The organism is Nocardia sp. NPDC050710 (genome assembly GCF_040654375.1).
Taxonomy (GTDB): Bacteria; Actinomycetota; Actinomycetes; order Mycobacteriales; family Mycobacteriaceae; genus Nocardia.
Map to the genome: position 1 here is coordinate 129,614 of NZ_JBFAHV010000004.1, position 19,144 is coordinate 148,757.

Annotated in this window: 17 protein-coding genes; 7 read left to right on the forward strand and 10 right to left on the reverse strand. The window is 67.7% G+C overall.

Features of this window, described 5'->3' with window-relative positions; genetic code table 11:
* Positions 1-64: 64 nt before the first annotated feature.
* From AB0H61_RS10580 to AB0H61_RS10590, 3 genes are read right to left on the reverse strand one after another with little or no spacing between them, the layout of a single operon-like run.
* Entirely contained in the window at positions 65-781 is a 717-nt protein-coding gene (locus tag AB0H61_RS10580; RefSeq protein WP_357301628.1) for an ESX secretion-associated protein EspG, read from the reverse strand.
* On the reverse strand, positions 778-1,356 hold the full coding sequence (locus AB0H61_RS10585) for a hypothetical protein (protein ID WP_357301631.1): 579 nt from the start codon (positions 1,354-1,356) through the stop codon (positions 778-780). Before AB0H61_RS10585 ends, AB0H61_RS10580 begins: the two co-directional genes overlap by 4 nt.
* Positions 1,353-1,697 (reverse strand): hypothetical protein, encoded by a 345-nt coding sequence (locus AB0H61_RS10590; protein WP_357301634.1) that lies wholly within the window; start codon positions 1,695-1,697, stop codon positions 1,353-1,355. Before AB0H61_RS10590 ends, AB0H61_RS10585 begins: the two co-directional genes overlap by 4 nt.
* A 304-nt stretch (positions 1,698-2,001) precedes the next feature.
* Here AB0H61_RS10590 and AB0H61_RS10595 point away from each other — a divergent pair, with 304 nt between their 5' ends.
* A complete protein-coding gene (locus tag AB0H61_RS10595; RefSeq protein WP_357301637.1) occupies positions 2,002-2,397 on the forward strand; it encodes a DUF1801 domain-containing protein in 396 nt (131 codons plus the stop codon).
* Positions 2,398-2,410: 13 nt separating this feature from the next.
* Here AB0H61_RS10595 and AB0H61_RS10600 read toward each other — a convergent pair whose 3' ends face one another.
* From AB0H61_RS10600 to AB0H61_RS10620, 5 genes are all read right to left on the reverse strand, one after another.
* Positions 2,411-3,658 carry a serine hydrolase domain-containing protein gene (locus AB0H61_RS10600; protein WP_357301640.1) on the reverse strand — a complete coding sequence of 416 codons (1,248 nt, stop codon included), beginning with the start codon at positions 3,656-3,658 and terminating at the stop codon, positions 2,411-2,413.
* A gap of 209 nt (positions 3,659-3,867) precedes the next feature.
* On the reverse strand, positions 3,868-4,227 hold the full coding sequence (locus tag AB0H61_RS10605) for a luciferase family protein (protein ID WP_357301643.1): 360 nt from the start codon (positions 4,225-4,227) through the stop codon (positions 3,868-3,870).
* A 169-nt stretch (positions 4,228-4,396) separates the two neighbouring features.
* Positions 4,397-7,099, reverse strand: coding sequence for a polynucleotide kinase-phosphatase (locus AB0H61_RS10610; protein ID WP_357301645.1), 2,703 nt, complete (start codon positions 7,097-7,099; stop codon positions 4,397-4,399).
* A complete protein-coding gene (locus AB0H61_RS10615) occupies positions 7,096-8,874 on the reverse strand; it encodes a 3' terminal RNA ribose 2'-O-methyltransferase Hen1 (RefSeq protein ID WP_357301648.1) in 1,779 nt (592 codons plus the stop codon). Before AB0H61_RS10615 ends, AB0H61_RS10610 begins: the two co-directional genes overlap by 4 nt.
* Positions 8,875-9,031: 157 nt before the next feature.
* The gene (locus AB0H61_RS10620) at positions 9,032-11,500 is read right to left on the reverse strand and encodes a phosphoketolase family protein (protein WP_357301651.1); all 2,469 of its coding nucleotides are present in this window, start codon (positions 11,498-11,500) and stop codon (positions 9,032-9,034) included.
* A gap of 171 nt (positions 11,501-11,671) precedes the next feature.
* On the opposite strand from AB0H61_RS10620, the gene AB0H61_RS10625 reads away from it, so the two are divergent.
* The 6 genes from AB0H61_RS10625 (at position 11,672) to AB0H61_RS10650 (ending at position 17,755) form a co-directional block, all read left to right on the forward strand.
* On the forward strand, positions 11,672-12,235 hold the full coding sequence (locus AB0H61_RS10625) for an FKBP-type peptidyl-prolyl cis-trans isomerase (RefSeq protein ID WP_357301654.1): 564 nt from the start codon (positions 11,672-11,674) through the stop codon (positions 12,233-12,235).
* Positions 12,236-12,443: 208 nt separating this feature from the next.
* Entirely contained in the window at positions 12,444-13,814 is a 1,371-nt protein-coding gene (gene tig, locus AB0H61_RS10630; RefSeq protein ID WP_357301657.1) for a trigger factor, read from the forward strand.
* Between the two features lie 186 nt (positions 13,815-14,000).
* A complete protein-coding gene (locus tag AB0H61_RS10635) occupies positions 14,001-14,594 on the forward strand; it encodes an ATP-dependent Clp protease proteolytic subunit (RefSeq protein WP_357301660.1) in 594 nt (197 codons plus the stop codon).
* Between the two features lie 66 nt (positions 14,595-14,660).
* Positions 14,661-15,329: an ATP-dependent Clp protease proteolytic subunit gene (locus tag AB0H61_RS10640; RefSeq protein ID WP_357301663.1), complete on the forward strand. Its 669-nt coding sequence runs from the start codon at positions 14,661-14,663 to the stop codon at positions 15,327-15,329.
* Between the two features lie 443 nt (positions 15,330-15,772).
* Entirely contained in the window at positions 15,773-17,053 is a 1,281-nt protein-coding gene (gene clpX, locus AB0H61_RS10645) for an ATP-dependent Clp protease ATP-binding subunit ClpX (protein ID WP_357301666.1), read from the forward strand.
* Between the two features lie 297 nt (positions 17,054-17,350).
* Positions 17,351-17,755 carry an STAS domain-containing protein gene (locus AB0H61_RS10650; protein ID WP_357301669.1) on the forward strand — a complete coding sequence of 135 codons (405 nt, stop codon included), beginning with the start codon at positions 17,351-17,353 and terminating at the stop codon, positions 17,753-17,755.
* Between the two features lie 77 nt (positions 17,756-17,832).
* On the opposite strand, the gene AB0H61_RS10655 is transcribed toward AB0H61_RS10650, so the two are convergent.
* Both AB0H61_RS10655 and AB0H61_RS10660 read right to left on the reverse strand, forming a co-directional pair.
* A complete protein-coding gene (locus AB0H61_RS10655; protein WP_357301672.1) occupies positions 17,833-18,210 on the reverse strand; it encodes a nuclear transport factor 2 family protein in 378 nt (125 codons plus the stop codon).
* A gap of 302 nt (positions 18,211-18,512) precedes the next feature.
* Positions 18,513-19,118 carry a dihydrofolate reductase family protein gene (locus tag AB0H61_RS10660; protein ID WP_357301675.1) on the reverse strand — a complete coding sequence of 202 codons (606 nt, stop codon included), beginning with the start codon at positions 19,116-19,118 and terminating at the stop codon, positions 18,513-18,515.
* Positions 19,119-19,144 lie beyond the last annotated feature (26 nt).

Consider the following 19,144-nt stretch of genomic DNA (forward strand, 5'->3'; position numbering starts at 1 on the left):
GGTAACCGCGAATCGGACAGATTGTGCCGCAACGATATCGGCTACCGTTCGCGCCGCTCGGACTTCAGCGGATGACGGCGAGGCGGGTGAGCTGGCTGTCGAGCACCGTATCGGTGACGGGGGTGAGGCTGAGTTCGGTGCTGGTGGTGAGCAGATAGCGACCGTCGTCGGTGAAATCCAGCCAGGTGCGGTGCCGGGTGGGCGGGGACAGGGGGTCCTCGGGCGCGACCGTGACGGTGATGAAGCCGCGGGCGTCGATCGGGCGGTGCAGGGTTTCCCGGAAGGCGGCGGCGCGATCCGCGTCGTCGGAGTGCCGCCACTGGTTGGGGTCGTCGTACAGCACGGCCTCGCGGGGTTCGCGCATCGGGGCGAGACGGCCCGCGGGCGCGGGTCCGATGGCCGTGACGAGGTGGTGTGGCACTCGGCGGGCGTGGCAGGCGATGACGGTGACGTCGCACGGGCCGGCGATCAGCACCGTGCCCCAGGCCAGGTGGCTGGCGCCGAAGGCGAGGATCGGTTCCTCGGCCCGGCCCTGCGGGTTGTACCGGTCACCGGAGACGGTGATCGTGGTGGCGTCGCCGCGGGCGCAGAGGGCCAGCGCGCCGGTCAGGTCGGGGTCGCCGTTGCGCGGGAACCGCTCGGCGAGTTTCAGTTTTTCCCAGTCGTTTTCGCTGCGCACGGTACCGCGGTGGGCCATGTTGATCGGGTACGGGCGGCGATCCAGTCCGGTCTCCACCGACCAGATGTAGGTGAACTCGTCCGGGCTGAAGACCCACCTCACCGCGCGTTCTCTCCTCGGACGGGCCCCTCGAACGCGGGTACGGCATCACCCGAGGCCACCAGCGTCGAGTTGTACAGGAAAGTCAAGGTGTCCTGGGCATCCGCCAGCGCGGTGGCCGCCGCGATATCGTGCGCCATCTTGCGCGGCCCGCCGTCGATGGCCTCGCGTACCGGATCCGGGTCCGGCGCATACGGTGTCGATGGGGGCGGGATCGCATCCCGAACCGTTTGCGCCGCAGAGGAATTGAGTTCCATCAGCCGGTGCACCGCCGCGCACACGTCCTGTGCGGCCGTACCCGACCGCACGAATGTCTCGGTGGATTCCCGCGCCGCCGCGGCCGCTCGACCGCTCCATTCGGCGAATTCCTGCCGCACCGCGGCGGCGAACGCCTCGAACAACTGCTCCAGTGCCGCGGCCCCGACTTGCCAGCCCTCCGCAGTGCGACCGAGCGCGGCCGGATCCAGCGCCTCGTGCACGAGCTGCCAGATCTCCGGATGGGTGTAGGCGTCGAAGGCCTCCCGATCCGGGACGTACGCCGGGTCGGTCCCCGCCTCGCGCCACCGCGGCGGTGTCATATTTCCTCACCCAGCTCGTCGGCCGCGACCTCGAGCGCCGCCCGGTTGGCCGCGTCGGCCTCCTCGAACAGCCGCGCCGCCGCCAGATAGCCCGCCTTCAACCGCCATGCCGCCTCCTGCAACCCGGCCAGGACCTCCCGGTACTCCGCGCCCTTCGCCCCGAAGCCGCGCGCCAGCGCCCGCCCCGACGGCAATTCCGAGAACCCGGACACCTCGGTGAGTTCGCCGCCCGCGAGCCGGGCCTGCCGCAACCCGTCGATCAACGCATCGCACGCCGCCGACAGCCGCCGGGCCGCTCCCTCCGGCATCCCGAACTCGCCCGCGGCGGCCGCGTTATACATCCCGGCTCCCGCAACTTGCGCCTCGTCCGGTCGCATTGGGTTCGGCCCCCCTCGGTCGGCACCAAAGTTCTTGAAGCACGCCAGTTTATCAGTGTGCACGCGGTCCGACGGGCGGACGCCGCATGAGGTGTAGCAACCCCCAACGCGGCGGTATGCCGGTTGTGGCCTGCCACGGCGCCCGCGGGTTCGAGTGGTGCGCACCCGTCGAATCGCCGGGATTTCGATGGCACTACCGCCCGCTCGCATGGCCCTCGGCTGCCGGATACCGGGACCGGTCGATCCCGGTCCGTGTTTGAATCGGATCATGTCCTATGAGGCCGACCCGCGCGTCGATGCCTATATCGACGCCTTGCCCGACTGGCAGCAGCAGATCTGCCTGGAGGTCCGCGAGCTGGTGCACGCCGCGGACCCGGAGGTGGTCGAGACGATCAAGCGGACGGTGCAGCCGTACTTCGTGCTCCAGGGCAATATCTGCGCGTTACTCGCCACGAAGACGCATGTCAACGTGTTCCTCTACGACGGAGGGATCGTGCCGGATCCCGCGGGGATCATCACCGGCGGGCACGACAACAAGACCGGACGGACCGTCGCGGTGTATCAGGGCGAGACCCTCAATGCCACGGCACTGTCGGCGATGTTCCGGCAGATCATCGCCGACAACAGGGCCGGAGGGTGGCGCAAGCTGAAGCGCGGGGGTTGAGTACCGCGCGCCGTCAGCTGGCCGCTTGTTCCGGCAGTTCGGTGCTCACGCCGGTGTCCGCCGCCCGCGCCGCGCGCTCGGACAGCGCCGCCAACATGGGCAGGCGGGCGTCACCGAGGGACATGGCGTGGTTGCCGAGATGGTTGGTGACGAAGCCGATGGACAGCCCGGCGCGGGGGATGGCGAGGCCGCCGGAGCCGCCGATGCCGAAGTGGCCCAGCGCATGCCGGGTCAGCCGGGGGCCGACGATGGCACGGTGGTACCCGCGGGCGAACTGCGGCGCCGCGCCGAGGACGTAGTCGTAGCGGCTGTTGGCTGGCATCTCGGCGAGTGACCTGGTGGTCTCGGGGCGGAACAGGCGGCGGTGACCGACCAGGCCGTCGTTGGCGATGGCGCCGTACATCTTGCCCAGCGCGCGGGCGGTGAAGGTGCCGTTCCAGCCGGGCATCATCGCGTCGTAGGGGCGCATGCTGTGGGTCATATCGGCCCAGCCGTCGTAGACCGCGCCGCGGGCGGAATGCACGATGGGCAGTGCGGAGAACGGCGCGATCAAGGTGTCGAACGGGACACGGGCCACGCCGAGCCGCGGACCGAGCCGGGCGATGCGGTGCCGCTGATGCTGGGGTACGCCGAACCAGAAATCGTTGTCGCCGAGCGGTTCCGCGAGTTCGCTGCGGACCAGTTCGGGGAAGCTGTGGCCGGTGGCGCGCTGAGCGATTTCGGCGACCAGGGTGCCGAAGGTCAGGCCGTGGTAGCCGGAGGCGCGCAGCCGCATCGGATCGGGCGCCGAGGCCGCCATGGCCGCGGCGACCTTGTCGTGATCGAGTAGGTCGTCGGGGTCGTCGAGCAGCCCGCGGGTGCGCTGCAATCCCGCGCGATGATTGAGGACGTCGCGAATGGTGATGGAGTCCTTGCCGTTGGCCGCGAACTCGGGCCAATAGGTGGCGACCGGCGCGTCCAGTTCGAGTGCCCCGTGTTCGATCAAGCGATTCGCGACGGTCGCGGCGACGCCCTTGCCGGTCGAATACGACAGTGCCATCGTGTCGGCCCGCCATGGCCGTTCGGCGTTCGCCCAGCCCGCCCAGATATCGATCACCGGTTCGCCGTGCAGGTAGACCGCGAGGGCGCCGCCGCCATGGGCCTTGCGCCGGAACATCGAGAAGAACTTGATGGCCACACCGGTGAACCGGTCATCGATCAGCATGTGCGCCGGTAGGCGTCGGCCGCCGAAGGGTAGGCCGTCGGTGCTCGCAGCCGACATCGTCAGACTCCTTTGTCTGTTGGTACAGCACAAGCCGCTTAACAATTGCAAGCGGCTTGCAAGCGCCAACTGTAACGTGCGTCACTCGGCGCGGACAATTGCCTTCCCATCCAGTGGGAGCGCGTGTCTGCGCCGACACGCCCGGCGGGATGAATTCGATACCGCCGGACCCGCTCGAGCATGCGGTGCGGCCTCGGCACCCGGCGGCGCTACGACGGCGAAGCCTGACCTGCTTGCCGCCACGAGGCGTACAGGGCGGCCGCGGTCAACTGGAGTTCGGCGTCGCCGCGTGGGGCGTAGAGCATGACGATGGTGTCCGGCCACTCCGGGCGCAGCGTGATCGGAGGTGGCTCGACCCAGCCCGCGGCGGCGAGCGGTGCGATAACCGGCCGCGGCAGGGTCAGATGCAGGAAGCCGGTGCGGTGGATATATCCGAACTCATCCGTGCTCGGGTGCAGGAACGCCTCCCACGGACCGCGCGGCTCGCGCAGGCGCAATGCGAGCGAGACGGGTTCGGAGACCTGGCTGGGTCCGGTGAAGACACCCGGTAGCGCCTGTGCCCGCGTCACGCCCATGCGGTGGTGAGAACGGATCGAGCTGGTCGTGCGGAATCTCCCGATTGGTCGTGGTCGGGCGTGGACCGGAGCGATGGGGTGGCCGGGTCGGATCGACTTCCACCGCCACCGCTACGACCGAGCGGCGGCCACTGATCCGCACCCGGAACAACCGAGCACCCGCCTATAGGCGCGGGTCGACCGGTTCGGATTCCAGTGCCAGGATCGCGAATACGGCCTCGTGGACGCGCCACAGTGGCTCACCCGCGACGAAGCGGTCCAGTGACTCCAGGCCGAGGGCATACTCGCGCAATGCCATCGAGCGCTTGCGGCCGAGGCCACGGGTGCGCAACCGCCCCAGGTTGCCCTCGCGCAGGTACTCCGGGCCGTAGATGATCCGTAGATATTCCGGACCACGGCATTTCACGCCCGGCTGGACGAGGCGACCTCGGCCCGCGCCGACGGTGCCGCCATCGGACGCATGCGTGGCGTCCATGACGCGCGATTCGGCCGCCGCGCGATCTCCCGACAAGTCGGTGATGCCCGCCATCGCGGAATCCGCTGCCGGGGAACTCTTTCCGCGTGCGCCGCGAACCATGGACGCCAGCGGCTTCACCACCATTCCTTCGCCGCCCGCGTCGGTGAGTGAAGTCCACCATGCGATGGCGGCAGCGTCACCGTCGGGGACGGTCAGGTCGACGACCACGCGGCCGGTCGCGGTGAAGAATTCGGTATCCGCGGCGACCAGCCGATCGATCCGGGTCAGATGCCAATCATGGTCGCGCACCGCGTAGTTGACACCCTCGCCGGCAAGAATCTGGAACGGGGCCAGGCGCAGCCCGGTGAGACCTTCCACCGGCCAGCAGTAACGGCCATAGGCGGCGGTGAACGCGGTGGCGTCGGCCGTGCGGGCGGCGACCCGGTCGGCCAGTCCGGTGACGTCCATACCACGGGCGGCGGCGGCCGCGAGCAGATCGCCCGCGCTGCCCAGTGCCGCGCGCGCCGCCGCGCCGACGGCCGCGTACTGCGTGCGCAGCAGGCCCGCCGCCTTGGCGGACCAGGGCATGAGTTCGGTATCGAACAGCAGCCAGTCGGTGCCCAATTCCGCGAACAGACCCGCCTTTTCGGCGGCGGCGCGCACCCGGGCCAGCACCGACTCGGTGTGGTCCGCCTGGTCGAAGAAGGGACGACCGGTGCGGGTGTAGATCGCGCCGGTGCTTCCGTCGTCGATGCCGAAGCGGTCGCGTGCGATGCGCGCGGAACGCGCCACGACAACGATCGCCCGCGAGCCCATATGCTTCTCCTCGCACACCACTCGCTCGACGCCCTCGGCGCGGAAGTACCCGAATGCCTCCGCCGGATGTTCGAGGTAGCCGTCGAGCTGGGAGGTCGCGCACGGCGCCATGGTCGGCGGCAGGTAGACCAGCCATCGTGGATCGATGGCGAAGCGGCTCATAACCTCCAGTGCGGCGCCCGCGTTCTCCTCCTGTACGCCGACCCGCCCGTGATAACGGGTCTCCACCACCCGTCGGCCGACCACGTCGTCGAGGTCCAGAACGCCCGGGTCGCGGTGCACGACACCGTCCGCCCATGTGCCGCTCTCGGCACCGAGCGGGCGCACCGGCTCGTACCAGACCTGTTCGGCCGGAACGGAAACCGGTTCTCGCTCCGGGTAGCGCAGTGCCGAGAGCCGGCCGCCGAAGACGACGCCGGTGTCCAGGCACAGCGTGTTGTTCACCCAGCGCAATTCGGTGACCGGTGTATGCCCGTAGAGCACAGTGGCGCGGCCGCGATAGTCCTCGGCCCACGGATAACGCACCGGCAGGCCGTATTCGTCGGTCTCGCCGGTGGATTCGCCGTACATGGCGAAGGCGCGTACCCGGCCGGAGGCGCGACCGTGGAACTCCTCCTTCAGACCGGCGTGCGCGACCACCAGCTTGCCGCCGTCCAGGACGTAGTGGCTGATCAGACCGCGACAGAAGTCGAGGGTGGCCTTGCGGAAATCCTCGTCCTCGGCCTCGAGTTGGGCCAGCGATTCGGCCAGGCCGTGCGCGAGTCGAACTTTCTTGCCACCGAGCGCGCGCACCAGCTTGTTCTCGTGATTGCCGGTGACGCACAACGCCGTTCCGGCCGCCACCATACCCATGACGAGTCGCAGCACGCCCGGGGTGTCGGGACCGCGGTCGACCAGGTCGCCGACGAAGACCGCGGTACGCCCGTGTGGGTGCCGCGCGCCGATCGCACGGCCCGCCGGATCACGGTCCACCATGTAGCCGAGCGCGTCGAGCAGGGTCTCGAGTTCCGCGCGGCAGCCGTGCACGTCGCCGATCACGTCGAATGGGCCGGTGAGTTCCCGTTTGTCATTCCATGCCTTCTCGTCGACGATCGTCGCGGCGTCGATCTCGGCGACCCCGCGCAGCAGGTAGACCTTCCGGAAACCCTCGCGTTCCAGGCTGCGCAGCCCGCGGCGCAGTTCGCGCTGCTGCCGCGCCACCACATGCGCACCGACGTCCGCCCGCTCGGCGCGGGCGGCATTGCGCTCCAGACACACCGAATCCGGGACGTCCAGCACGATCGCGACCGGCAGCACATCGTGTGCCCGGGCGACGGCGATAAGTTCCTGACGCGACTTCGGCTGCACATTGGTGGCGTCGACCACCGTCCGCAGCCCGCGCCGCAGCCGCACGCCCGCGATGTGATGCAGGAGCGCGAAGGCGTCCGGGGTGGCCGATTGATCGTTCTCGTCGTCGCTGACGATCCCACGGCAGGCATCCGAGGAGACAATTGCCGTGGACCGGAAATGCTTGCGGGCGAAGGTGGATTTCCCCGATCCGGTGCTGCCGATCAGCACGACGAGTGAGAGCTCCGGGATAGATAGTTCGGTCATCGTGCCGCGCCCTTCTCGTCGTTGCCGATATCGGCGGTCTTGATGAAAACCGCCATTTGGGTGGGTGATCCGAGGTCCGGGTCCGGGGCGCCGATCGGGACGAATCGCACGGCGTACCCGAATCTGGCGGCGACCCCCTCGGACCACCGCGCGAATTCCGCACGGGTCCATTCGAATCGGTGATCGCGGTGGCGGAACTCGCCGGGAGCCATGCCTTCGAACCGTGCGTTGACCTCGGCGTTCGGCGTGGTAACCAGCACCGCAGTGGGCGCCGCCGCCCCGAATACCGCATGTCCCAGCGCGCTCAGCCGCGGCGGGTCGATGTGCTCGATCACCTCCATGAGCACGGCCGCGTCATATCCGCGCAGCCGCGCGTCGGTATAGGTCAGCGAGCCCTGCAACAATGTCAGCCGCCGCGCGACCCGCTCCGGCATGCGATCGAGCCGCAGCCTGCGCTTGGCGATATTCAACGCCCGCATCGACACGTCGACGCCGACGATTTCGGTGAAAGTCCTGTCCGCCAACAGTTCCCGCAGCAGCGACCCCTCACCGCAGCCGAGATCGAGGACCCGGCTTGCCCCGACCTCGCGCAGTGCGTCCAGTACCGCGGCCCGCCGGGATACGGCGAGCGACGGCTGTCGACTCGCCTGCGCGTCGACGGCGTGGGACTCGACGCCATGGGACTCGGTGTCGTCTGACTTGCTGTCGACCGACCGCGTGGAGGTCTCCGGTCCTGCCACCGCAACCTGCGCCGCCGCCCAGGCGTCGGCCGCGCTGGCGTCAACCGCGCCGGTGACATTCGGGTCGGTGGCCTTGGGGTCGGCCGGGCCGGTGACATTCGGGGCGGCCGCGACCGCGACATCAGGGGCGGCTGCGACCGCGACATCAGGGGCGGCTGCCCCGCGCTCGGACTCGCCCCCGTGCTGGGTCCACTCGACACCCCTGGCGTTCGACGGGGAAGGCTCGGAATGCACGTCGTCCTCGACGTTTTCCTCGACCGCGTCGAGGAACTCCGGGTCGACGTCGTCGACCTCGGCCAGCCGGGCGAGTGCGGTACGAACCAGGGAGTGACGACGCGCCAGGTAGCGCCGGGTGATCCAGGCGCGTTCCGGATGCTGGGCGAGCCAGCTCTCACCCGCGCGGATCAGCTTGTCCACCTCGTCGGCGGCCACCCAGTAGTGCTTGGCGCCGTCGAGCACCGGCAGCAGCACGTACAGGTGCGAGAGCGCGTCGGCGAGCCGGACGGTGCCGGTGAGTTCCAGCCGGACGTAGTGCGAATCGCCCCAGTCCGGGAATGCCGGATCCAGCGGCAGGGGTGTGGTCGCCACCGTCCAGCCCAGTGGCGCGAAGACCCGCTCGGCGATCTCCGGTCCGCCCTTGCACGGGACGGAGGGCAGTTCGATGCGCAGCGGGAGTGCGGCCCGCGCCAAGTCCGGGCGGTGATCACAGCGACCGTGCAGCGCCGTGCGGAATACCGCGCCCAGCGCGACCGACAGCAGTGAGGACGCCGCATAGGGCCGGTCGTTCACATACTGCCCGAGACTGAAATCCGGTGTGCTGCGCGAGCGCCCGCGCACCAGCCGAATCGGATCCACCTCCAGTACCAGCGCGGCGGTGCACCGCTGTTCGGTGGCCTCCGGATACACCACGTGCGCAGTGCCGTAGGACTGTTCGAACGCCTGCACCCGGGCGGGGTTCTTGTGCAGCAAGAACCCCAGATCGGTCGCCGGCCACGTGGCGCCCTCCGGTCGTGTGCAGGTGATCGTCAGAAGCATCCTGCGATCGTCGCCGCTCGCCCGCCCCCTCGCAAGGAGGTTTTCGTCCCGCCAGCGCGGGCCCTGCCGCAGGTTTCGGTGTGCCGCATGCGAATCCGTCCCCCGCGCACGAATCCGCAGGTGTATCGGTGTCCACAGCGCTACGCAGCGGTGCGGGTCAGTGACTGGGATCGGGCCAGCGCCAGTCGGCCACCACCGGGATGTCCTCGCCGTGTTCACGGGTCCACGCCCGCGCGCTCCAGCGGGCGTCGACCATCTCCTGCCGCAAACCGGCGGCCTGCTCGCGCAGCGTGGGCACCCGATCGATGACGTCCATGACCAGGTGGTAGCGGTCCAGATCGTTGAGCATCACCATGTCGAAAGGTGTTGTGGTGGTGCCCTTCTCCCGGTACCCGCGGACGTGCATCGAATCGTGATTGGTGCGTCGATAGGTCAGCCGGTGGACGAGCCACGGGTATCCGTGGAAGGCGAAGATCACCGGCCGGTTCCGGGTGAAGAGGGTGTCGAATTCGCGGTCGGGCAGCCCGTGCGGGTGCTCGTCGTCGGGTAGCAGCCGCATCAGGTCGACCACATTGACCACACGAACCCGTAGGTCGGGCAGCCGATCTAGCAGAATGGCGGCCGCGGCAAGGGTTTCGAGCGTCGGCACGTCACCCGCGCAGGCCAGCACCACATCGGGCGTGCTGCCCACGGCGTCGTTGTGCCCGGCCCATTCCCAGATGCCGACCCCGCGCGCGCAGTGCACCGCGGCATCCCGCACCGAAAGCCAGTCGGGCTGTGGCTGTTTGCCCGCCACCACCACGTTGACGTAGTGCCGTGAGCGCAGACAGTGGTCATAGGTGGAGAGCAGGGTGTTCGCGTCCGGTGGCAGATACACCCGGACGATCGCCGGTTTCTTGTTCAGCACCACATCGAGGAAGCCAGGGTCCTGATGTGTGAACCCGTTGTGGTCCTGCCGCCAAACATGCGAGGAGAGCAGGTAATTGAGGCTTGCGATGGGACGCCGCCACGGCACCTCGGCGCTGGCGTCCAGCCATTTGGCGTGCTGGTTGAACATCGCGTCCACGATGTGGATGAACGCCTCGTAGCAGGTGAACACCCCGTGTCTGCCGGTGAGCAGATATCCCTCCAGCAGTCCCTGACACATATGTTCGGAGAGCACCTCGATGACCCGCCCGGTGCGGTCCAGCTTCACATCGAATGGTCCGACCTCGCCCTGCCAGTCCCGGCCGGTGACCTCCAGGATGTCCTGCAGCCGATTGCTGGCCAGTTCGTCCGGCGCGAAGGTCAGGAAGTTGTCCGGATTCTGCCGGGTGACATCGCGCAGCCAGCCGCCGAGCACGCGGGTGGCCTCGTGGTCGGTCGCGCCCGGTGCGCTCACCTCGACGCCGTAGTCGCGCCAATCCGGCAGTCGCAGATCGCGCACCAGCGTGCCGCCGTTGGCGACCGGGTTGGCGCTCATCCGCCGATCGCCATCGGGCACCAGGTCGGTCAGCTCGGAGACCGGCCCGCCCGCCTCGTCGAAGAGCTCTTCCGGACGATAGGACCGCAGCCACTGCTCGAGCACGGCGCGATGGGTGTCGTCGGTGCGGGCGGCGGGCAGCGGCACCTGATGCGCGCGGAAGGTGCCCTCGACGCGATCACCGTCGACGTACGGGGGACAGGTCCACCCCTTCGGGGTGCGCAGCACGATCATCGGCCAATGCGGTCGCGCACCGTCGGTGCCGCCGCGCGCGGCCCGCTGGATACTCGCGATCCGTTCCAGACAGGTGTCGACGGCGGTCGCCATCGTCTGGTGTACAGCCGCCGGATCGTCGCCCTCGACGATGATCGGCTCATAGCCGTACCCGCGCAGCAAGGACAACAGCTCGGTCTCGGGGATGCGGGCGAGCAGGGTCGGATTGGCGATCTTGTACTCGTTCAGCGCCAGAATCGGCAGCACCGCGCCGTCACGGCGGGGGTTGAGGAACTTGTTGGCATGCCAGCTGCCCGCCAGCGGCCCGGTCTCCGCCTCGCCGTCACCGATGACGCAGAACACCGTCAGATTCGGATTGTCCAGCGCCGCGCCGTAGGCGTGCAGCAGCGAATAGCCCAGCTCGCCGCCCTCGTGGAAGGAGCCGGGCGTCTCGGGCGCACAGTGGCTGGGCACCCCGCCGGGGAAGGAGAACTGCGCGAACAGCGCGCCCATCCCGGCGGCGTCACGCGGTATGTGGCTGTAGAGCTCGGAGTAGGTGCCCTCGAGCCAGGCGCAGGCATTCGGGCCCGGCCCGCCGTGGCCCGGCCCGGCCACGAAAACCGCGTCGAGCCCGCGCCGGCGGATCGCCCGGTTGGCGTGCACCCACACCATATTCAGTCCGGGCACGGTGCCGAAGTGCCCGAGCAGGCGGGGCTTGATGTGTTCGGCCCGCAACGGCTCGCGCAGCAGGGGATTGTCCATCAGATAGATCTGGCCGACCGCGAGATAATTGGCCGCCCGCCACCACGCGTCCAGTGCTTCCAGTTCACCGCGCTCCAGCGGACCCGGGATGTCCGCCAGCCGGTAGGGCTCGGGCGGAATGGTGCGACCGCCGCTGCTCTCGACATTGTCGGCCGAGGTATCGCCCTCGGCGCTCGCCATCCCGCTCATATGCCGACTCTCCTCACGCTTGGGGCAGTGGAGAATTCATCTCGAGCCTACCGACCGACCTGGCCCCCGGAGTGGAGCTCGGCGATCGGATCCGGTGACCTGTGGCGCTCGGACGACGCACCGGGACGGCCGAGTGGGCACCGCGAGCCCGCGTGCCCTAAGGTCCGCCGCATGCAAAAACTCGGCAGGATCATCGGAGTCGGCGCCATCGCAGCGGCGGCGGTCGCGCTGACCGCCTGTGGCTCGGGAGACGACACGAGCTCGACCGCCACCTCGTCGAAGCCGACCGGCACCGCCGCGGCGCCCGCGACGCAGTCCCACGGTCGCGAATGCACCGCCGACGACATCAAGGTGGACGGCGGCTACGGCGACAACCCGAAGATCACCATCCCGGACAACTGCGATCCGCCCAAGCAACTTGTCGTGAAGGATCTGGTCGCGGGCAGCGGACCCGGCGCGGCCGCGGGCCAAGCGCTCACCATGAACTATTCCCTGGTCACCTGGTCGGACAAGAAGAAGCTGGACAGCTCCTTCGACCGGGGTAAGCCGTTCCAGCTCACGCTGGGCGCCGGGATGGTCATTCCGGGCTGGGAGCAGGGCCTGGAGGGCGTTCAGCAGGGCGCGCGCAGGCTGCTGATCATCCCGCCGGAGCTCGGTTACGGCAAAGGTGGAAATGGCATCAAACCCAACGAGACGCTGGTCTTCGTGACGGACGCGGTCGCCGTCGGGAAGTAATCCGGCCGATTGCAGGGCGTCCCGACCGGTCAACTACCCTGGTCGGGATGCGTACATCAGGGTGCGCGGACGACGAACCGCCCGCAGCCCGGTCAGCGCGTAGCGTCGCTTCGCCTCTCATTCCGGACATCGGGGTGCTCGGTGGGGCCCGCACCGGAATGTCGACCAGCACGAACACCGAACCGAACAACGAACAAGGAGCATGTCCGTGAAGAGCACCGTCGAGCAGCTGAGCCCGACCCGGGTCCGGATCAATGTCGAGGTGCCCTTCGAGGAACTGAAGCCGGACTTCGATCGCGCCTACAAGGCTCTCGCCAAGCAGGTCCGTATTCCCGGCTTCCGCCCGGGCAAGGCCCCGGCCAAGCTCCTCGAGGCGCGCCTCGGCCGCGGCGCAATCCTGGAGCAGGTCGTCAACGACGTGCTGCCCGGCCGCTACAGCGAAGCCGTCACCACCTCCGAGGTGAAGGTCATCGGTCAGCCGGAGATCGAGATCACCAAGATCGAGGACGGCCAGGAGCTCGCCTTCACCGCCGAGGTCGACGTGCGTCCGGAGATCGAACTGCCGTCCTACGACGACATCGAGGTCACCGTCGACGCGTTCACCATCGAGGACGCCGACATCGAGGAGCAGCTGCAGTCGCTGCGTCAGCGCTTCGGCACCCTGACCGGCGTCGAGCGCGCGGTGCAGAACGGCGACTTCATCTCGATCGACCTCTCGGCCACCGTGGACGGCGAGGAGGTGGCCGATGCCGCCACCACCGGTCTGTCGCACGAGGTCGGCTCCGGCCAGCTGATCGAGGGCCTGGACGAGGCCGTCGTCGGCCTGTCCGCGGGCGAGTCCGCCGAGTTCACCTCCAAGCTGGTGGCCGGTGAGCACGCGGGCAAGGATGCCGTCATCAAGGTCACCGTGCAGTCCGTCAAGGAGCGCGAGCTGCCCGAGGCCGATGACGAATTCGCCCAGCTGGCTTCGGAATTCGACACCCTGGACGAGCTGAAGGACGACCTGAAGAGCCGCGTCGAGCGGGGCAAGAAGGTCGAGCAGGCCGGCTCGATCCGGGACAAGGTGCTCGAGACCCTGCTGGACAAGGTCGAGGTGCCGCTGCCCGAGGCCGTGGTGCAGGCCGAGATCGACGCCGTGACCCACGACGCCGTGCACGGCTTCGATCACGATGAGGCCAAGCTGGCCGAGGCGCTGGAGGCCCAGGGCAGCAGCCGCGAGGAGTTCGACAAGGACACCAAGGAGGCCGCCGAGAAGTCGGTGAAGACCCAGCTGCTGCTGGACGCCATCGCCGAGGCGGAGAACACCCAGGTCGGCCAGGAGGAGCTCACCGAGCGGATCCTGTTCCAGTCGCAGCGCTACGGCCTGTCGCCGGAGCAGTTCATCCAACAGGTGCAGCAGGCCGGTCAGCTCGGCGCGATCTTCGCCGACGTCCGCCGCGGCAAGGCGCTTGCCGGTGTGGTCGGCAAGGTGAAGGTCACCGATTCCGCGGGCAACACCGTGGACACCGCCGAAATGTTCGGAGCCCCGGAGGCTTCCGAGGGTGAGGCCGACGTCGAGGCCGCCGCGAGCGCCGAATAGATTCGACGGAATGCGAGCGTGATCGGCACCGACGTGATGTGGTGATTGCGCTCTGAGCGAAGATGGGCGGTGCCGGGAGTTCGGCGCCGCCCTGCTTCGTTAATGTTTGTGACAGCGAAGCGTCAATAACAAGCCGGTGAGAAGAGAAGGCAGGTATCCGTGACAATGAACAAGGCAGGGGTCGTCATGAGTTCCCCCACTGCTGGTCTCAACCTCAGTGATTCCGTCTACGAGCGCCTGCTGCGTGAGCGCATCATCTTCCTCGGCACCCAGGTCGACGACGACATCGCGAACAAGCTGTGCGCACAGATCCTGCTGCTTGCCGCGGAGGATCCCACCAAGGACATCGCGCTCTACATCAACTCGCCCGGTGGGTCGGTGACCGCCGGTATGGCCATCTACGACACCATGCAGTACGCCGAGTGCGACATCCGCACCGTCGGCATGGGCCTGGCCGCGTCGATGGGGCAGTTCCTGCTCACCGCGGGCACCAAGGGCAAGCGGTTCGCGCTGCCGCACGCGCGGATCATGATGCACCAGCCGTCGGCGGGTATCGGTGGTTCGGCCGCCGACATCGCGATCATGGCCGAGCAGTTCGTACACACCAAGCGTGAGCTGAACGAGCTGCAGGCGCTGCACACCGGCAGGTCCGTGGAGCAGGTCACCGCCGACGCCGACCGCGACCGCTGGTTCACCGCGAAGGATGCCCTCGAGTACGGCTTCATCGACCACGTGGTGAGCCACGCGAACCAGGCGAACGGCTCGGGCTCGGCCAAGTAGCCGACTGTCGCAGTCGCTACGCCCCGCGCGCAGACCCGTTCACTCACACAGACTTTGGAGACGAAGATGGCCAATCTGATCGACCCACGCGCCGGCGTTTCCGGCATGGCGCCGCAGGGCCCGCACTCGCGGTACATCCTGCCGCAGTTCACGGAGCAGACCACATACGGCGTCAAGACCTCGGACCCGTACAACAAGCTGTTCGAGGAGCGGATCATCTTCCTCGGCGCACAGGTGGACGATGTGTCGGCGAACGACATCATGGCGCAGCTGCTGGTGCTGGAGTCGCAGGATCCGGACCGTGACATCACCATGTACATCAACTCGCCCGGTGGCTCGTTCACCGCGCTGATGGCGATCTACGACACCATGCAGTACGTCCGCGCCGACGTGGTCACGGTCTGCCTCGGCCAGGCCGCCTCCGCCGCCGCCGTGCTGCTGGCCGCGGGTGCGCCCGGTAAGCGGGCCTGCCTGCCCAACGCTCGCGTGCTGATCCACCAGCCCGCGCTGGAGGGCGGCATCCAGGGGCAGGTGTCGGACCTGGAGATCCAGGCGGCCGAGATCGAGCGCATGCGCAGGCTCATGGAGTCCACGCTGGCGAACCACACCGGTAAGGACGCGGACACCATCCGCAAGGACACCGACCGCGACAAGATCCTGACGGCCGAGGAGGCCAAGGAGTACGGGATCGTCGATCAAGTGTTCGGTTACCGCAAGCTCAGCGCCCAGAAGTAGATTCACGCGGCCGCCCGCGCGCCTGTTGGCGTCGCGTGTCGATCGCTCGTAAGTTGCTCTATGTCAGTACAGTCCGGCCGGGATATCCGCCACTCGGCATCTGTCCCGGCCGGACCGCTCCGTTTGCACCGACCGCCCGGAAGGGCATCCGGCGGAAGGGATTCCGGAGCGGGGATGGCCGGATGTCGAAGTGGCGATCCATAGGGGAGAACATGTTCCACCGTGGTGAGAACCGGCACATCCCCGACGAGAAACATGCTCGAGTTGTCGACCTCCGTCGACGACTCCGGGTACGGTCGACCTAGGGACCTTTGCTCCCGGTTGACGGCATAGCTCGACCCGCCGCACATGCTCGAAGTGTTCGCGATTACACCCGAGTTCGGCGGATTGCTGGCAACCTGGACGGACGGTTGCACGCGGACAAGGAAGTAGGGACCCACGAGATGGCGCGCATCGGAGATGGCGGCGATCTGCTCAAGTGCTCGTTCTGCGGAAAGAGCCAGAAGCAGGTCAAGAAGCTCATTGCGGGACCAGGGGTGTACATCTGCGACGAGTGCATCGATCTATGCAACGAGATCATCGAGGAAGAGCTGGCCGAGTCCAGCGAGGTCAAACTCGATGAGCTGCCGAAACCTGCCGAGATCCGGGACTTCCTGGAGAACTACGTCATCGGGCAGGACACCGCCAAGCGCACGCTCGCCGTGGCCGTCTACAACCACTACAAGCGCATTCAGGCCGGTGACAAGGGGCGCGACAGTCGCGGCGAGACGGTCGAGCTGACCAAGTCGAACATCCTGATGCTCGGGCCCACCGGCTGTGGCAAGACCTACCTGGCGCAGACGCTGGCCAAGATGCTGAACGTGCCGTTCGCCATCGCCGACGCCACCGCGCTGACCGAGGCCGGGTATGTCGGTGAGGATGTCGAGAACATCCTGCTGAAGCTGATTCAGGCCGCGGATTACGACGTCAAGCGGGCCGAGACCGGCATCATCTACATCGATGAGGTCGACAAGATCGCGCGCAAGAGCGAAAATCCGTCGATCACCAGGGACGTCTCCGGCGAGGGCGTGCAGCAGGCGCTGCTGAAGATCCTGGAGGGCACACAGGCGTCGGTGCCGCCGCAGGGCGGGCGTAAGCACCCGCACCAGGAGTTCATCCAGATCGACACCACCAATGTGCTGTTCATCGTGGCGGGCGCGTTCGCGGGCCTGGAGAAGATCATCTCCGACCGCACCGGCCACCGCGGCATCGGTTTCGGCGCCGAGGTGCGCTCCAAGGCCGAGATCGACACCACCGATCATTTCGCCGATGTGATGCCGGAGGATCTGATCAAGTTCGGTCTGATCCCCGAGTTCATCGGCCGCCTGCCGGTGGTCGCCTCGGTGACCAACCTGGACAAGGAATCGCTGGTCAAGATCCTCTCCGAGCCGAAGAACGCGCTGGTGAAGCAGTACATCCGGCTCTTCGAGATGGACGGGGTCGAACTCGAGTTCACCCAGGACGCGCTCGAGGCCATCGCGGATCAGGCCATCCTGCGTGGCACCGGTGCCCGCGGTCTGCGCGCCATCATGGAGGAAGTCCTGCTGCCGGTGATGTACGACATCCCCAGCCGCGACGACGTCGCCAAGGTGGTCGTGAACGCCGATACGGTGACCGAGAACGTGCTCCCGACCATCGTGCCGCGCAAGGCGCAGCGCGCCGAGCGTCGCGAGAAGTCGGCCTAGCGGCAACCGCCGCAGCTACCCGCGATCGGCCCGGGCGCGTCCACTGGACGCGCCGGGCCGTTCTCGATGGCGGGGTGGATCCGATGGCGCGTCGCGGCCGGGGACCGGTCCGACGTCATGGGTAGCCCCCTATCCGCGACGAAATCGTGATCGACGGGTGTACAGACCTGTCTGTTGGGGTACCCGGAATGCAGGGTTGAGTAACCAGCCCAGTCCGGGGCCGCCGAGTGGTCCCGGACGAATGATCTTCGCCGGCAATGGATCACAGTTGCCGTGCGCGCGACCGGACGGGTCCTCATGTCGACCGTACTTGCCACCCAGCTCGCTGCGCCGCGATCGCGGCGGCCCGCTCCCATCGACCGGCTACAGGTTTCCCTCACCGCGCCCAGCGACGCGGTGACCTTGTGCGCCGTCGCGGGAGAGGTCGACTCCTATACCGCCGACATCCTGCGGAACAGCCTGATCGGCTCTTTGCCTACCGCCTCGCCCACCATTGTCATCGACCTGTCGATGGTGACGTTCTTCGGTGTGGCCGGCCTGCGCGTTCTGATCGAGGCGAGATCTCGGGTCGGGCATTCCGGGCGTCACATGCGCCTGGTCACGGGCTCCCGGTGTGTCGATCGTCTGCTGGAGGTCGCCGGTGATGCGGCGGACTTCGAGACGAGGCCCGACCTGGCGGCCGCGGTTCTCGACGTCGCGTAACGGCGGCGCGGGGCGACGGTGGATCGCGCCGGTCTCGATCCGGCGAGATCCACCGGCCCGGTGAATCGGATTGGGAGTCAGGCGGATTCGCTGCTCATATCGTCTTGGCTCCAGTACGCGCGCATGCTGATGATCTTGCCCTCATCATCGAATTCCATGACATCGATGGGGGACAGCGTGAAGCGTTGATCACCGAATTTGGTGACGAGGGTGAACATGAACGCCGCGTGGTTACCCGCGATCCGCACGGTCTCCGCACGGAGTTCGGTCTCCCGATCGAGATTGGCGATCACTTCGTAGAACTCGCGGATGGCCGCATGTCCCCGCTTGGGTTCGGTGCCGATGGGATCCTCGACGGTGGCGTCGGCCGCGTAGAGGTTGACGATGTCCTCGGTCGGACCGGAGCCGACCAGTTTGACGTATTGCTCGACCACATCGCAGATCTGCTGTGCCATCGGAACTCCTGACGAATTGAAACATGTTCTAGTTCGGAGCCTAGCAGCGTTCCCTCGTCCGATGATTGCGGATCTCACCCAGTGGGGTCTTTTCCTTATACGCCTGCTATCGCGGATCCGGTGACGACCCGAGGGTCGCGCCCGGTGCCGGGGATCGCCTTTGATCCCCCGTGGTTCGCCGTTGAACCTTTCATCCGGAAGCAGGTGCTGTTGTTAATGCTGTCGTACGGCACGGCCTGGGTGTTACTTGCGTTCCGCTCACCGGAATGTGGCTGCGGAGGGCGGCGTGGTCGAGGGAATGCCTAGTAGGACCCGTACTCGGGCGCCCCCGCCTTCCGGTAGGTCGCGATCACGACGCCCGCCGGGGTGACGCGGGAGGCTGTCAGGCGGAAACCCGTGGGCTCGGCGTCGGCGTGGAACAGTCGCTTGCCGGTGCCGAGCACCACCGGGAAGGTCATCAGGTTCATGGTGTCGATCAACCCGTTGGCCAGCAGGGTGTGCGCGAGGTTGCCGCTGCCGTGCACCTGCAGTTCGCGACCGGGGCGTTCCTTCAGCGCGGCGACCTCCGCGACCAGATCGCCGCGCAACAGCTCGGTGTTCGCCCAGTCGGCGCTGTCGAGCGTGGTGGTGGCGACATATTTGGGCAGCGTGTTGAGCCGGGATGCGATGGGGTCCTCCGGGTCGTCGTACTGCGGCCAGTAACCCGCGAAGATCTCATAGGTACGCCGCCCGAGCAGGAAGGCGTCGACCCTGTCGAACACCTCGCTCACGAATGCGCCGAACGCCTCATCGCCGAAGGGGAACGACCAGCCGCCGTGCGTGAATCCGCCGCTCGTGTCCTCCTCGGGACCGCCGGGGGCCTGGCAGACGCCGTCGATGGTGAGGAATTGGGTGAGTGACAGCTCCATGATCCGGATTCCTTCCGTCCTTGTGC